General features: G+C 66.3%; 13 protein-coding genes, 1 rRNA gene and 1 riboswitch. Of the genes, 1 reads left to right on the top strand and 13 read right to left on the bottom strand.

What is annotated here, in order from left to right; all coding sequences use genetic code 11:
• Positions 1-97: ribosomal RNA gene (rrf, locus tag AC56KW_RS25880) — 5S ribosomal RNA — on the top strand; the annotation flags it as partial.
• Positions 98-278: 181 nt separating this feature from the next.
• Here rrf and AC56KW_RS25885 read toward each other — a convergent pair.
• From AC56KW_RS25885 to cobT, 13 genes are all read right to left on the bottom strand, one after another.
• Complete coding sequence (locus AC56KW_RS25885; protein ID WP_497173502.1) at positions 279-1,739, bottom strand: cobyric acid synthase; 1,461 nt, start codon at positions 1,737-1,739, stop codon at positions 279-281.
• Entirely contained in the window at positions 1,736-2,623 is an 888-nt protein-coding gene (locus AC56KW_RS25890; RefSeq protein ID WP_497173503.1) for a cobalamin-binding protein, read from the bottom strand. The genes AC56KW_RS25885 and AC56KW_RS25890 overlap by 4 nt, the downstream gene beginning before the upstream one ends.
• A complete protein-coding gene (cobD, locus tag AC56KW_RS25895) occupies positions 2,620-3,600 on the bottom strand; it encodes a threonine-phosphate decarboxylase CobD (protein WP_497173504.1) in 981 nt (326 codons plus the stop codon). The genes AC56KW_RS25890 and cobD overlap by 4 nt, the downstream gene beginning before the upstream one ends.
• Positions 3,593-4,537: an adenosylcobinamide-phosphate synthase CbiB gene (cbiB, locus tag AC56KW_RS25900; RefSeq protein ID WP_497173505.1), complete on the bottom strand. Its 945-nt coding sequence runs from the start codon at positions 4,535-4,537 to the stop codon at positions 3,593-3,595. Before cbiB ends, cobD begins: the two co-directional genes overlap by 8 nt.
• Entirely contained in the window at positions 4,531-5,091 is a 561-nt protein-coding gene (gene cobU / locus AC56KW_RS25905; protein ID WP_497173506.1) for a bifunctional adenosylcobinamide kinase/adenosylcobinamide-phosphate guanylyltransferase, read from the bottom strand. Before cobU ends, cbiB begins: the two co-directional genes overlap by 7 nt.
• Positions 5,088-6,380: a cobyrinic acid a,c-diamide synthase CobB gene (locus AC56KW_RS25910; RefSeq protein ID WP_497173507.1), complete on the bottom strand. Its 1,293-nt coding sequence runs from the start codon at positions 6,378-6,380 to the stop codon at positions 5,088-5,090. Before AC56KW_RS25910 ends, cobU begins: the two co-directional genes overlap by 4 nt.
• Positions 6,374-7,009, bottom strand: a complete 636-nt coding sequence (gene cobO / locus AC56KW_RS25915; protein ID WP_497173508.1) for a cob(I)yrinic acid a,c-diamide adenosyltransferase — start codon at positions 7,007-7,009, stop codon at positions 6,374-6,376. The genes AC56KW_RS25910 and cobO overlap by 7 nt, the downstream gene beginning before the upstream one ends.
• Complete coding sequence (locus tag AC56KW_RS25920; protein WP_497173509.1) at positions 7,006-7,785, bottom strand: ABC transporter ATP-binding protein; 780 nt, start codon at positions 7,783-7,785, stop codon at positions 7,006-7,008. The genes cobO and AC56KW_RS25920 overlap by 4 nt, the downstream gene beginning before the upstream one ends.
• Positions 7,782-8,804, bottom strand: a complete 1,023-nt coding sequence (locus AC56KW_RS25925; protein ID WP_497173510.1) for a FecCD family ABC transporter permease — start codon at positions 8,802-8,804, stop codon at positions 7,782-7,784. The genes AC56KW_RS25920 and AC56KW_RS25925 overlap by 4 nt, the downstream gene beginning before the upstream one ends.
• Positions 8,805-8,865: 61 nt before the next feature.
• Positions 8,866-10,722 (bottom strand): TonB-dependent receptor domain-containing protein, encoded by a 1,857-nt coding sequence (locus AC56KW_RS25930; protein WP_497173511.1) that lies wholly within the window; start codon positions 10,720-10,722, stop codon positions 8,866-8,868.
• Positions 10,723-10,787: 65 nt separating this feature from the next.
• Positions 10,788-11,016: riboswitch (cobalamin riboswitch) on the bottom strand.
• Positions 11,017-11,023: 7 nt separating this feature from the next.
• Positions 11,024-11,575, bottom strand: a complete 552-nt coding sequence (locus AC56KW_RS25935; RefSeq protein WP_497173512.1) for a histidine phosphatase family protein — start codon at positions 11,573-11,575, stop codon at positions 11,024-11,026.
• Positions 11,575-12,357: an adenosylcobinamide-GDP ribazoletransferase gene (locus AC56KW_RS25940; protein WP_497173513.1), complete on the bottom strand. Its 783-nt coding sequence runs from the start codon at positions 12,355-12,357 to the stop codon at positions 11,575-11,577. Before AC56KW_RS25940 ends, AC56KW_RS25935 begins: the two co-directional genes overlap by 1 nt.
• On the bottom strand, positions 12,354-13,388 hold the full coding sequence (gene cobT / locus AC56KW_RS25945) for a nicotinate-nucleotide--dimethylbenzimidazole phosphoribosyltransferase (protein ID WP_497173514.1): 1,035 nt from the start codon (positions 13,386-13,388) through the stop codon (positions 12,354-12,356). The genes AC56KW_RS25940 and cobT overlap by 4 nt, the downstream gene beginning before the upstream one ends.
• Positions 13,389-13,729 lie beyond the last annotated feature (341 nt).

Here is a 13,729-nt window from a genome sequence, read left to right on the forward strand (position 1 = left end):
AGTCGGTCCCACCCCTTCCCATCCCGAACAGGACCGTGAAACGACTTTGCGCCGATGATAGTGCTGCAACCAGTGTGAAAGTAGGTTATCGTCAGGCTAGTTATATAGAAAAACCCCACCAGGTGATCCTGGTGGGGTTTTTTGCTTTGCGGTGCTGACATTTGCTTTGCGGTGCTGACATTTGCTTTGCGGTGCTGACATTTGCTCAGCCCTGCAGATGGATTGAGCGTAATCCAGTCCACTGGACCAGATTATTCCACGCTTTCAACAGTGGCAACTTACTCGCGCATCGCCATCAACCGATCCAATAATCCCTCGACAGAATCCGCAATCCGTTCAAGACTTGCTTCACGCAACTGCGCCGTATCGACCACATGCTCGCTGCACGAACCAGCCCATCGCAATAGCGCGGTACAAGCTTCCGGATGATCGAACAGCCCGTGTAGATACGTCCCCAGGATCTGACCATCGGCCGACACCGCGCCTTCATCGCGGCCATCGATCGAAAAGGCAGGCGTCTGCAGCGCCGCGCCATGCGACACGCCCATATGAATCTCATAGCCGCTGACCCGCTGGTCGGGGTTGGACGAACCAAACGCACACACACCTTCTACCCTGGTCAGCCGCTTCTCGCGTGTCAGTTCGGTATCGATATCCAGCACGCCCAGTCCTGCCGATACACCAGGCGCGCCTTCGACCCCATGCGGATCGCGCACGGTCCGACCCAGCATCTGGAACCCGCCACATACACCGATCACCTTGCCGCCATAACGCAAATGACGCGCAATCTGCTCACGCCATCCATGCGCCGCCAGCCAGGCCAGATCCCCACGGGTGTTCTTGCTTCCTGGTAGAACGATCAAGTCGGCGCCAGGAATCGCCTCACCCTGACGCACGAAGCGCAGGTCGACGTCGGGATGCGCGCGCAGCGCATCGAAATCCGTGTGATTGCTCATGCGCGGCAGACTGGGAACGATGACACGAAACGCGCCCTTGTTCGTCTGCGCTGCCTGTACCGCATCCTCGGCATCGAGGAACAGCCCGTGCAGATAGGGCAGCACCGCCAGCACCGGCTTGCCGGTCTGCGTCTCGAGCCAATCGAGCCCCGGCTCGAGCAGCTTGATATCGCCGCGAAAGCGGTTGATGACAAAGCCGATCACCCGATCGCGCTCCGACTGCGACAGGCAGGACAAGGTGCCGACCAGGTGCGCGAACACGCCACCGCGGTCGATGTCCGCCACCAGCACCACCGGGCAATCGACCGCCTCGGCAAAGCCCATATTGGCGATGTCGCGCTCGCGCAGGTTGATCTCTGCCGGGCTGCCCGCGCCTTCGACGATCACCGTCTCATATTGCGCCAGCAGGCGTGCATGCGACTCGAGCACGGCCCCCATCGCCACCGGCTTGTACTGGTGATAGTCGCGCGCATTCATGTCGGCCCGCACGTGGCCATGGATGATGACCTGGGCGCCGGTATCGCTCGATGGCTTGAGCAGCACCGGATTCATGTCGGTGTGCGGCTCGATGCCGGCGGCGATCGCCTGCAGCGCCTGCGCGCGGCCGATCTCGCCGCCGTCGCGCGTTACCGCGCTGTTGAGCGCCATGTTCTGCGGCTTGAAAGGCGCGACCGCGACGCCTCGCCGCCGGAGCAAGCGGCATAGCGCCGCGACGACCGTGCTCTTGCCTGCGTCCGACGTGGTGCCCTGCACCATCAGGGTCCGGTAGGGAAAGGCGTTCATTTCGTACGGTGCTGGCGCGCCTGCTCCAGCACTTCGCACATCGCGGCCGTGCCCTGGACCATGCGCGGTCCTGCGCGGTTGAGCAGGTGGCCGTCCAGCGTGAACAGATTGTTGCCGCGGACCGCAGTCAGCGTGCCATACGGCTTCCACAGCGCCACGCCGCCATAATTCTTCTCGGCGGTGGCGATGATCGCTTCCGGATTGGCCTGCAATACGCTCTCGATCGAGACGATGGGCGCCGTCACCGTCAGCTTGTCGAAGATGTTCTCGCCACCGCACAGCTTCATTGCGTCGGTAAGGATGTGCTTTCCGCTCAGCGTGTACAACGGCTTGTCCCACACCTGGTAGAAGGTGCGCACCGTAGAACGGTTCGCATACTTCGCGCGCAGGGCCGCCAGTTGCTCGCGCAACTGCGTCGCGGTGGTCTTCGCCGCCGCGTCGGTGCCCAACAGCCGTCCCATGCGCAGTACGGCGTCGGGAATACCGTCCAGCGTCTGTGGGTCGCTCTGGAATACCGGGATGCCCAGTCGGCGCACCATCTCGATCTGCCGCTCCGAACTATTATGGCGCCAGGCCACGATCAGGTCGGGCTTCAGCGAGATCAGGAGCTCCATGTCGATCTCGCGGTTCGACCCGATGCGCGGGATGCGCTTGGCCGCCTCGGGATAATCGCTGTAGTTCACCGCGCCGACGATCTGGTTGCCGCCGCCCGCCGCGAACAGCAGTTCGGTCACGCTCGGCGCCATCGACACCACCCGCAGCGCCGGCTTGTCGATAGTGACCGCCAGCCCTGCGTCATCCTTGACCGTGATCGCCGCCTGAGCCTGTGCCTGGGCCGCCATGCCCGCCGCGACCACCCCGGCCAGCAGCATCGTTTTCTTCATTCCTTGCTCCATTCTTGAAGTGCTTGTTCGAGACGCCGCCATTCATCTTCGCTGGCGGGCAGGCCGACGCGGATGCCGCGCGCCGCATCGCGGAACAGGCGGCACCAGATGCCGCGTGCGGCCATATGCTCGTGGAAGGCTTCGGGCCGCGCTTCCGGCCACCAGCGAAACAGCGGCGTGCCGGCGCTGGCGACACCGTGCGCCTGCAGCAGCCGCGCCATCCGTTCGCCGGCCTGCGCCAGGCGGGCATGCGTAGCCAGTTGCCAGTCCGTGTCGCCCAGTGCCTGCAGTGCGATCTCTTGCGCCGGACCGCTGACGGCCCATGGCCCGAGCAGGTCCGCCAGGTCTGCCAGCATGCGTTCGTGCGCCGCGACGAACCCCAGCCGCAGGCCCGCCAGCCCAAAGAACTTGCCGATCGAACGCAGCACGATCAGTCCCGGTTGCGCCGCATGTCGGGCCACGCTCAGGTCGACCGCCGTATCGCCGAAGGCTTCGTCGACCACCAGCCAGCCGCCACGCGCATGCAGCCGCGCCGCCCAGTCGAGCAGGCGCTCGGGAGCGATGGTTTCGCCGGTAGGATTATTGGGATTGACGACCACCACGACATCGCTGTCATCGATCGCCGCTTGCAGTTTCGCGTAGGCTACCTGCCGCCGCGTGTGGCCGTGCAGCCCCCAATGATAGGCATGTTCGGCATACGAAGGCGCCGAGACCGCGACGCGCGATGGTGGGCGCAGGCGCGGCAGGGCCTGGATCGCCGCCTGCGTGCCGGCCACCGGCAGCAGGAGGGGCGCGCGGTAATAAGCGCGGGCCGCCGCCAGAAGTGCGGGATCGGGTTCCGGCAGGCGATGCCAGGCTGCGCCCGACGGCGCCGGCGCTGGATAGCCGTGCGGGTTGATGCCGGTCGACAGGTCGACCCAGTCGCCGCGTCCGTAATGCCGCGCCGCCTCGCGCAGGTTGCCGCCATGTTCAAGCATGCGGCGCTCCGATCGACAGCAAGACCGCCAGCAGGCAGGCCACGCCGGCCCACAGCAGGGTGGTATGCAACACCAGCCGCCAGGCGCGCGGAATATCGCCGGCGCAGGCCGCTGGGCCGGTGCCCAGCGGCGGTCGTTGTTCCACTTCCCCATCGTAAATCGCGGGGCCGCCCAGCGACACGCCGAGGGCGCCCGCGCCGCTGGCCATCACCGGCCCGGCGTTCGGGCTGCTCCAGGCCGGGGCCTGGGTACGCCAGCATTGCCAGGCGCGCGCGCGGCCGGTGCCGGCCAGCAGCACGTACGACAGCGCGGTCAGGCGCGCCGGCAGATAGTTCAGCACATCGTCGATGCGCGCCGCGCAGCGGCCGAACAGGTTGAAGTGCTCGCTGCGATAACCCCACATCGCATCGAGCGTGTTCGCCAGGCGGAACAGCACGGCTCCCGGTCCACCCAGCAGGACGAACCAGAACAGCGTACCTAACACCGCATCATTGCCGTTCTCGAGGAGCGACTCGGCGCTGGCCTTGGCCAGGTCGGCTTCGCTGGCGTTCGCGGTGTCGCGGCTGACGATGCGCGCCGTGAGCGCGCGCGCCTGCGCCAGGTCGCCAGCACACAGCGCCTGGTAGATCGGCAGGGTGTGGTCGCGCAGGCTGCGCAGGCCGATGCAGAAATAGAGGAGCACCGCGTGCAGCCACAGGCCGGCGACGTCGGTCAAGGCCAGGAACAGCAGGCTCGGTGGCAGGACGGCGAGCGCCCAGGCCAGGCTTCCGCGCAGGAATCGCGACTGGCCGCGATTGAAACGGCGTTCGATGAGGTTTGCCAGCTTGCCGAAGCCGACCAGCGGGTGCCAGCGCGGCGTCTCGCCCAGCATCAGGTCGAGCGCGATGCCGGCCACGAGCAGCAGCGCAATGGTCGACAGTGAGAGCCCAATCAGCACGCGGCGCCTTTCAATACCAGCGGCAGGCCGGCCGCCACCAGCACCGCGCGCTCCGCGCGCGCCGCCACCGCCTGGTTCAGGCGGCCGGCTTCATCGGCGAAGCTGCGCGAGATCGCGCCCCATGGCACGATGCCCATGCCGACTTCGTTCGACACGAAGATCGCGTCACCTGCCAGGCCTACATCCAGCAGGTCCAGCAATGCCGTACGTTCTTCACGAAGGCGCGGAGGCAGCTCGACCGCGCCGACTTCGGGATAGTCACGGTTGTCGCTGAATATCAGGTTGCTGAGCCACAGCGTCAGGCAATCGACCAACACCAGGCGCTGCGGCGCACACCAGGCACGCAATACCTGCGCCAGCGCCAGTTCTTCCTCGACCGTTCGCCATTCAGACGGACGCCGCTCGCGGTGATGGGCAATGCGCGTCGCCATCTCGCCATCACCGGCGCGCGAGGTCGCGACATACACGACTTCCTTGCCGGAATCTCGCGCCAGGCGCTCGGCATACGCGCTCTTGCCCGAGCGCGCGCCGCCGAAGACCAAAGTCGCGCTCATGGCGTCGCTCCGAACAGCACGGCCACCGCCTGCGGGTTGGAAGGGAAGTAGCCGTGGAAGTAGGACGCGAACAGCGAGCCGACACGGTAGGCGGTTTCGCCCTGGGCGCCGGTGCGCTGCTTCACGGTGCGCGCTTCTGGCGCTACCTTCGAGTCCATCCGTGAATAATGGAAGGTATGGCCCCGGATCTCGCCTTGCGGGGTCGGCATCGCATGCATGCCGAGCCCACCGAGGCGTTTCTGCATCCTGACCTCGCCCGCGAGCAGGCCGGCCATCTGGTAGCGGCGGCCCTGGCCGTCGGTCAGGCCATCGGCGAGCGCCATCATGCCGCCGCACTCGGCGACGATCGGTACCCCACGCGCGTGCGCCGCGCGGATCGAGTCGCGCCAGCGCTGGGCGGCCTGTAGCGCTGCGGCGTGCAGTTCGGGGTAGCCGCCCGGCAGGTAGACCGCATCGGCGTCTTCGGGCACCCCTTCGTCCGATAACGGCGCGAAATACGTGATCCTTGCGCCGAGCCGTTCGAGCAGGTCGATATTCGCCGGATAGATGAACACGAAGGAGGGATCGCGCGCGATCGCGATCGTGCGTCCTGCCAGCAGCGGCGCCAAAGGCGCAGGGACAGTCGATGCGGGCGCCATGAGCGGCAGCGCATCCCACGCAGCTTCATCGAAATCGATGCTGTTCGCCAGCGTGTCGAGGATGCGGTCCAGTTCCTCGACCTCGCCCGGTAGCACCAGGCCCAGGTGGCGCTCGGGCAGCGGCTCGTCCTGGCGCACCAGGGTGCCGATCAGCGGGATGTCGCGCAGCGATTCCTTCACCATCGCCGCATGGCCGCTGCTGGCAATGCGGTTGGCGATCACGCCCGCCATCTCCACCGGGCCATAGTCGCGCAGGCCCTGCGCCACGGCGCCGGCAGTCTGCGCCATTGCCGAAGCGTCCAGCACCGCCAGCACGGGGATGCCGAATTCACGGGACAGGTCGGCCGCCGATGGCGAGCCGTCATACAATCCCATCACGCCTTCGACCAGGATCGCGTCCGCCTCGCGGGCGGCATCGGCCAGGCGCTGGCGGCAGGCGTCGCGCCCGACCATCCACAGGTCGAGATTGTGCACCGGCGCGCCACAGGCGCGTTCGAGCAGCATCGGGTCGATGAAGTCCGGGCCGCATTTGAACACGCGCACGCGCTTGCCCATGCGGACCAGGCGCCGCGCCAGCGCCGCCGTCACCGTCGTCTTGCCCTGTCCGGACGACATCGCCGTCACCAGGGCGACACGTGCGCCCATCACCATTCGGTCCCCGCCTGGGCCGCGATGCCTGACTTGAACGCGTGCTTGACCACGTTCATCTCCGTGACCGTGTCGGCGACCTCGACCAGTTCCGGCGGCGCGCCGCGGCCGGTGATCACCACGTGCTGCATCACCGGGCGTTCGAGCAGGTCGGTGATCACGGTGTGCACGTCGAGGTATTTGTATTTCAGCGCGATGTTCAGTTCGTCGAGCACCACCATGCCAATGGCGGGATCGGACAGGTGCTGCCGGGCCAGCGCCCACGCTTGCTTGGCCTTGACAATGTCACGTTCGCGGTTTTGGGTTTCCCAGGTATAGCCTTCGCCCATCGCATGGAAGCTCACCTCATCCGGGAAGCGCCGCAGGAAGGTTTCTTCTCCGGTCGACAGGGCGCCCTTGATGAACTGGACCACGCCCACCTTCATGCCGTGGCCGAGCGCGCGCGCCACCATCCCGAACGCGCTCGAGCTCTTGCCCTTGCCATTGCCGGTGTTGACGATGACGATGCCGATTTCCTTGTCGGCCGAGGCGATTTTTGCGTCGATGATCGCCTTCTTGCGCTCCATGCGGGCACGGTGGCGTTCGTTCAGGGCGGTCGGGTCTACGTTCTGATCTGGGGTCATGTCGGTCATGCGGAGCCCTCCTTGGGGATAAAGATGCGGCGGCCTTCGTGCTCGATCATGTCGATCGGATGGCCGAGGTAGTCGCCCAGCAGCGCCGGGCGCATGATCTGGTCGTTGGCGCCGGCCGTCCAGCGACCGTCGCCCATGAGCAGCAGAACATGGGTAGAGATGCGACTGGCCAGGTTCAGGTCGTGGCCGATCATGATCACGGTGCGACCCTGCTCGCGGCACAGGCGGGCCAGCAGGCCCATTACACTCACCTGGTGCGCCAGGTCGAGCGCGTTGGCTGGTTCGTCGAGCAGTAGCAGCGGCGTCTGCTGCGCCAGCAAGGCGGCGATCGCCACGCGCTGGCGCTCGCCGCCGGACAGCGTACGCACGTCGCGCGCGGCCAGGTCGTCCACTTCCATCGATGCCAGCGCGTGCATGGCGGCCTGGTGATCGTCGCTGCCTTCCCAGTAGCGGTTCGCATGGTAAGGATGGCGCGCCGACAGCACGCTTTCCAGCGCCGTGTAGGCGAAGGCGTCGTGGCGCGACTGGGCCAGGAAGGCGCGCTCGCGCGCCAGCTCGGTCAGCGGCCAGTCGCCCAGGGCGCGGCCGTTCACCTGGACCGATCCGGCGCTCGGCGGCTGCAGGCCGGCCAGGGTGCGCAGCAACGTGCTCTTGCCGGCGCCGTTGCGACCGATGATGCTCCAGCATTCGCCGGCGCGTGCGGTCCAGTCCAGGCCCCGCACCAGGGTGCGCTGGCCGATGGACAGCAGCAGGTCGTGGGTGGAGATCGAATTCATTTGCGCAGCCGGTGCAACTGATAGAGGAAGACCGGCGCGCCGATCATCGCCGTGATGGCGCCGACCGGTAGCTGCTGCGGCGCGATAATGGTGCGCGCGAGCGTATCGCACAGCACCAGGAAGGCGCCGCCGGCCAGCACGACGGCCGGGATCAGGACCCGGTGGTCGGGGCCGAAGGCGAAGCGGCAGGCATGCGGCACGATCAGGCCGACGAAGCCGATCGAGCCGGCGCTGGTGACCGCGCTCGCGGTGAGCATGGCAGACACGAAGAACAGCCCCTTGCGCAGCGCGCCGACACGCACGCCCAGCGTCACCGCATTCTCGGCGTGCAGCGCGACCATGTTCATGGCGCGCGCGCTGCGCATGGCGAACAGCAGGCAGCCGGCCAGGATCAGCCAGGGCAGCAGGCGCAGCGGTGCACCGGCCAAGTCGCCGATCAGCCAGAAGATCATGCTACGCAAACGCCCTTCGGGCGCGATCGACAGCATCAGGGTCACCACCGAGCCGCACAGGGCCGAGACGATCACGCCGGTCAACAGCAGCATCGAGGCGCCACCTTCGGCCGCCTGGCCGCTGCGTAGGTCGCGCCGCGCCAAGAGGTACAGCAACATGGCCACGCCGATGGCGCCTGCCAGGGCGGCGGCGTCGACCATCAGCGTGGACGCCATCAGGAGCAGCGCCAGCAGCGCCCCGACCGAGGCGCCGGACGAGACGCCCAGCACATACGGGTCGGCCAACGGATTGCGCAGCAGCGCCTGCATCATCAGGCCGGCCAGGGCCAGCGCGCCGCCGGTCGCGAACGCCACCAGCGCGCGACTGGCGCGCAGCTCGAGCAGGGAGGCGGAAAGCGAATCGGGCTGGCCGCTGGCGAGCTGGCGCAGGGCGTCGGGTATCTCGTCCAGCGGCACCCGGATCGATCCGGTCATGCCCGCGAACAGCAGGGTGGCTATGGAAAACGCCAGCATGGCGCCGACGATGAGCGTGGCGCGCTGGCGCAGTGGCGGGACGGATGCTTGCATGCTGGCCCTGTCGGTTGGTCGGACGCCCTCGGCATTGCCGCCGCGGGCATGGGGTTATAGCTTAACGGATGCCATAGCGCAGGGCCGCAAACCAGGTGCGGCCGCTGGTGCCGTAGTTACGTGCGATTTCGTACTGCTTGTCGGCGACGTTATCCAGGCGCAGCAGCAGCGACCAGTCGGGCGTGAACTGCCAGGTGGTGTGCAAGTTCAGCAAGCCGTAGCCGCCCAGGCGGCGATTGTTGGCGGCATCGTCGAACCGTTCGCCCGACACCGTCAGTTCAAGGCCGGTCTTGAGCGTGCCCATCGTGTAGTCGGCGCCGAAGCTGGCGTGCTTCTTGGCGCGGCGCGCCAGCTGCTTGCCGGTGGTCTCGTCGCGTGGATCCTGCCAATCCAGGCTGGCGCGCAGGTTGACGCCCATCAGGCTGGTACTGCCGGCCGCCGAAAAGCCTTCGAGCTGGCCCTTGTTGACGTTGTAGGCGCAACTCCGGTTGACGCCGTCCGGGCACGGGGTGCTCGACACGATCATGTCGGTCAGCCGGTTGTGGAAGTAGGTGGCGTCCAGCTGGTAGCCATTGCCGTCGTAGCGCAGGCCCACTTCGCGGTTGCGGCCCTTCTCTGGCTTGTTGGTTTCCAGGCCGTAGCCGGGGAAGTACAGCTCGTTGAAGGTCGGCGCGCGAAAGCTCGTGCCGACGCTGGCAGTGGCGCGAAGGCCGTTGCCGAAGTCGTAGCCATAGCCGGCGGCGCCGGTGTTCTTGCTGCCATAGACCGAGCGGTCGTGGCGCGCGCTGAAGTCGACCAGGTGCTGGCCGCGCTTGGCCGAGTAGGCTGCGGCATACGAGTTGGTGATGCGCGAGCGCCGCATCGACGACACCTCTTCCTTGCGGTGCGTGTACAGCAGCTGCAGTGTGTCGCGGCCGATGGCGATGTCGTTCTGCCAGCTGAATTCATCCTGTTCGGTATCGATCTGGCTGGCGCCGGATGCCGTTGCGTTGCTGAAGTTGCCCGACTTGTCTTCCGAGCGCGCGTATTGCACCGTACTATGCCAGTTCGGCAGGATCTGGTTGCGCATGAAGAGCGCGGCGGTATTCAGGTCGTTGTCGCTATGGACGTCGAAGGTGCCGGAGTTGGAAGCATCGTACTGGCTGTACAGGCGGCTGACCAGGAACTGGGCGCCGATCTCGTGGCCCGGTGCGAGCACCATCGAGACGCGGCCGTTGGCGTTGCGGCGGCGGTAGCCGTCTTCGTCTGCGTTGTAACCCGAGGCGCCGGGGCGGGTGGAAGAGAAGCCGTCCGAATCCTCGTAGCCGGCGCCGAACGCGTAGCTGATCGCATTCGTGCCGCCACTGCGGCCGTATATGCCGGCGTCGGTCTGGCGCGTCGCGTTGCTCCCCACGCCGACCGAGCCGGTGACCACCGGCGCGCCTTCGCCCTTGCGGGTGAAGATCTGGATCACGCCGCCGATGGCGTCGGCGCCGTACAGGGTGCTGAGCGGACCGTAGACGATTTCGATGCGGTCGATGGCGCCCAAAGGAAGCGCATTCCAGCTGGCGCTGCCGGTGGTGGCCGAGCCGAAGCGCACGCCGTCGACCAGGACTACCGACTGGTTGGCGTTGGCGCCGCGGATGAAGACGTTGGTGGCGGTGCCGGCCGGGCCGTTGCGCGAGATCTCGATGCCGCGCTGGCGCTGCAGGATGTCGGCCACCGAACCGGCGCCAGAGCGCGCGATTTCTTCGGCGCCGATGACGGTAATGTCGGCGATGACGTCGGCGGCGCGCTGCAAGGTGCGGGTCGCGGTGACGACGACGATGTCGGCGTTGGGAATGGCATCAGGTGCTGGTGCGTCGGCGACGGCGGCGGACGAGATGACGGCGAGGGCGAGCGAGACCGCGGCGGCTTGCCGGGTTACTGGAAAATTCATGAACTGTTTCTTATCAAAGGCAACCAGCCGACGTCCCCGTAGGCCAGATTGAACGGCGCCGCGCGAGGCGACGCCACCTTTTGGCCGGTATCCGGGCTGACAAGTATGGCCGTCCGACCTTCCCATGCTGGAATAGCACAGTGGTATGAGGGGACGGTTTGCCGCTCGAGAGCGCGAGCGGCACTTGCTTACCGTTGCGGGGGCAGCACACGTTGGCCTTTGATGGGGCTTCGTGTTTCCCGTTTAACTGCGACTGCGAACGCAGGCGCGAGCACCAAAACGCGCTCATTATAAGGCGTTGTCAGGTTTCCAGCATCATCACTTCGCCGTAGTCGATCCGGTGTGGCGCCTGGGCCGCACGCAGCGCGGCATCGACCAGCGTCCCGCCCAGGTGCAGAGAGTGCAAAAGGCGCATGGTGCCGGCATGGCAGACGACGAGCGCCTGTGCTGTCTTTGCCTGCGCTGCGCGCCGGAGATCGGCATAAAAGCCGGCCACGCGCGCAGCCACGTCCATCACGCTTTCGCCGCCTCCCGGGTGGTAGTGGAGCAGGTCGGCGCTCCAGGCATCGATCTCGCTGCGCGAAATCTCGTCCCAGCTGCGCAGCTCCCAGGCGCCGAAGTCCATCTCGGCCAGGCGCGCGTCGAAGGCTGGCGCTGGCGAAAGGCGGTGCGCCAGGACGGCGCTGCGGGCAAGCGGGCTGGCGTAGATGGGCATGGCGCCTGGCAGCCCTTGTTGTGCCAACGCTGCCACCACCCGTTCGACGTCCCCTTGGTTCGCCGCGAGATCGCTGCGGCCGTAGCAAAACCCGGGAGGCACGTCGGGCCGCGGATGGCGCACCAGGTAAATACGCATCAGGCCAGCGCGCCGCTGCCGAGCGCGGCCAGCACCGCGATGTAGATCGCCACTTCGGCCAGTTGCTGCACGGCGCCGAGGCAATCGCCGGTATAGCCTTGCAGGCGCCGCGTGAACTTGCGCGCGAGCCAGCAGGTGGCGACGACGGCCGCCACGACAGCAGCAACGATCGCGGCCAGGTCGAGCAGGCCAAAGGCCAGCAGGGCAAGCGCGGGCAGCAGCACGGTGAGCGCGGCGATGCCGAATTCCCGGTCGCTCATGCGCACCGCCAGCGGCTTGGCCTTGCCCTCGGCGCGTGCGTATTCCATCTGCCAGATCAGGGACGTGGCGGCCAGGCGCGAGAGTGGATGAGCCAGCAGCAGGGCGGCGATGGCGCTGGTTGGGGGGAGGCTGGCAAGCGCGGCCAGCTTCGCGCCGAGCATGCAGACGATACCGATCGCACCGTAGGCGCCAACCCGCGAGTCCTTCATGATCTCGAGCGCGCGTTCCTTCGTCATGCCGCCCCCCAGGCCGTCGCAGGTATCGGCGAAGCCGTCTTCATGGAAGGCGCCGGTGAGGTAGATAGTGGCCGCGGTGGACAGCACGGCGGCTACTGGCGCCGGCAGCCATTGCGCCGACACCAGATAAACGGCAGCGCCGATGGCGCCGACCACCACGCCGACCAGCGCGAAGTAACGCGAAGCGTGATTCAGCCAGCTTGGTTCGTAACCGACCCAGCGTGGAATCGGCAGCCGCGTGAAGAACTGCAGCGCAATGAAGAACAGGCGCAGCTGGTGCGTCATACCGAGCGTTCGCTGACTTGGGCCGAAGCGAAAGTAGCCATCTCGTTGAGGAAGTTGGCGGCAGCGTGCAATATGGGCAGGGCAAGCGCGCTGCCGGTGCCTTCGCCCAGGCGCAGGCCCAGGTCGAGCAGCGGGCGGGCGCCGAGTTCTTCGAGCAGCAGGGTGTGGCCATGTTCGCCCGAGCAGTGCGCGAACACGCAGTAGTCTAGGATGTTCGGCTGGACGCGGGCGGCGACCAGCAGGGCACTGGTGACGATGAAGCCATCGATCAACAGCACCTTGCGCAGCTCGGCCGCCTTGAGCATGGCACCAACCATCATCGCGATCTCGAAGCCGCCGAAGGTAGCCAGCACTTCGAGCGGCTGCGTTGCATGCGCGTGACGGGCGACCGCTGCCGCGACCACGTCGGCCTTGTGGCGGATGCCGTCCGACGTCAGGCCGGTGCCGGCGCCGACGCAGCGGGCGAGCGGCTGCCCGGTCAGCTTGTGCATCAGCGCCGCCGCCGACGTCGTGTTACCGATGCCCATTTCGCCGAAACCGACGACGGTGCCTGGCAGGTCGCGCGCCAGGGCCATGCCGTGTTCGAGCGCAGTGGCGCATTCTTGCGCCGACATTGCCGGTTCGACCGCGAAGTTGCGGGTGCCGCGGGCGACCTTGCGGTCCACGAGTTGGGAGCGTTCGCCGAAATCGTGGTTCACACCAGCGTCGACCACATGCAATGCGCAGCCGTTCTGACGGGCGAATACATTGATGGCCGCGCCGTTGGCGAGGAAGTTCTCGACCATCTGCCAGGTGACGTCTTGCGGGAAGGCCGAGATGCCCTCGGCGACTACACCATGGTCGGCAGCGAAGACCAGGATCGCCGGTTGTTCGATATACACCTTGACCGAGCCCTGGATCAGGCCCAGCTGGGCGGCAAGGGATTCCAGTCGTCCCAGACTGCCGAGCGGTTTGGTCTTGTTATTGATGGCGTCCGCGAGGGACTGGGACAGGACCGCGTCGGCGGTAGGGGCGATGGTCGGAATATGCATGAGGTCTCTGTAAGAAAAGGTCGCTGGAAGCGGCGGCTAAGATATCACAAGCGTAAGCATTGCAAGCCGGCTGCGGCTTTGCTATAGTCTTGCTCCTCGACGCAGACGCCGCCTCACGGTAGCGAAAGCGAAGAGAAAAAAGAGGTTGACGAAAAATGAGAAACACTTCATACTCTCGCCTCTCTGCTGCTGACGAACACAACGCTTCGAAGCAAACAGCAGATGCAGTACCGAATAAAGTTCTTTAAAAATTAACAGTCGATAAGTGTGGGCGTTTGATGAAGGTGCCAAGAACTTCGGTTCTTGATTACTTAAATTATCAAATGTTCACGAAAAAGAAA

Source organism: Telluria sp. RT2P19 (assembly GCF_059685725.1).

What these genes read in the sequence shown, in the direction of transcription:
- AC56KW_RS25940 (WP_497173513.1), bottom strand. Translation starts at nt 12,357, where the DNA reads ATGACGCACCAGCTGCGCCTGTTCTTCATTGCGCTGCAGTTCTTCACG.
- cobO (WP_497173508.1), bottom strand. Translation starts at nt 7,009, where the DNA reads ATGACCGACATGACCCCAGATCAGAACGTAGACCCGACCGCCCTGAAC.
- AC56KW_RS25930 (WP_497173511.1), bottom strand. Translation starts at nt 10,722, where the DNA reads ATGAATTTTCCAGTAACCCGGCAAGCCGCCGCGGTCTCGCTCGCCCTC.
- cobU (WP_497173506.1), bottom strand. Translation starts at nt 5,091, where the DNA reads ATGAGCGCGACTTTGGTCTTCGGCGGCGCGCGCTCGGGCAAGAGCGCG.
- cobT (WP_497173514.1), bottom strand. Translation starts at nt 13,388, where the DNA reads ATGCATATTCCGACCATCGCCCCTACCGCCGACGCGGTCCTGTCCCAG.
- AC56KW_RS25910 (WP_497173507.1), bottom strand. Translation starts at nt 6,380, where the DNA reads ATGGTGATGGGCGCACGTGTCGCCCTGGTGACGGCGATGTCGTCCGGA.
- AC56KW_RS25935 (WP_497173512.1), bottom strand. Translation starts at nt 11,575, where the DNA reads ATGCGTATTTACCTGGTGCGCCATCCGCGGCCCGACGTGCCTCCCGGG.
- AC56KW_RS25920 (WP_497173509.1), bottom strand. Translation starts at nt 7,785, where the DNA reads ATGAATTCGATCTCCACCCACGACCTGCTGCTGTCCATCGGCCAGCGC.
- AC56KW_RS25885 (WP_497173502.1), bottom strand. Translation starts at nt 1,739, where the DNA reads ATGAACGCCTTTCCCTACCGGACCCTGATGGTGCAGGGCACCACGTCG.
- AC56KW_RS25890 (WP_497173503.1), bottom strand. Translation starts at nt 2,623, where the DNA reads ATGAAGAAAACGATGCTGCTGGCCGGGGTGGTCGCGGCGGGCATGGCG.
- AC56KW_RS25925 (WP_497173510.1), bottom strand. Translation starts at nt 8,804, where the DNA reads ATGCAAGCATCCGTCCCGCCACTGCGCCAGCGCGCCACGCTCATCGTC.
- cobD (WP_497173504.1), bottom strand. Translation starts at nt 3,600, where the DNA reads ATGCTTGAACATGGCGGCAACCTGCGCGAGGCGGCGCGGCATTACGGA.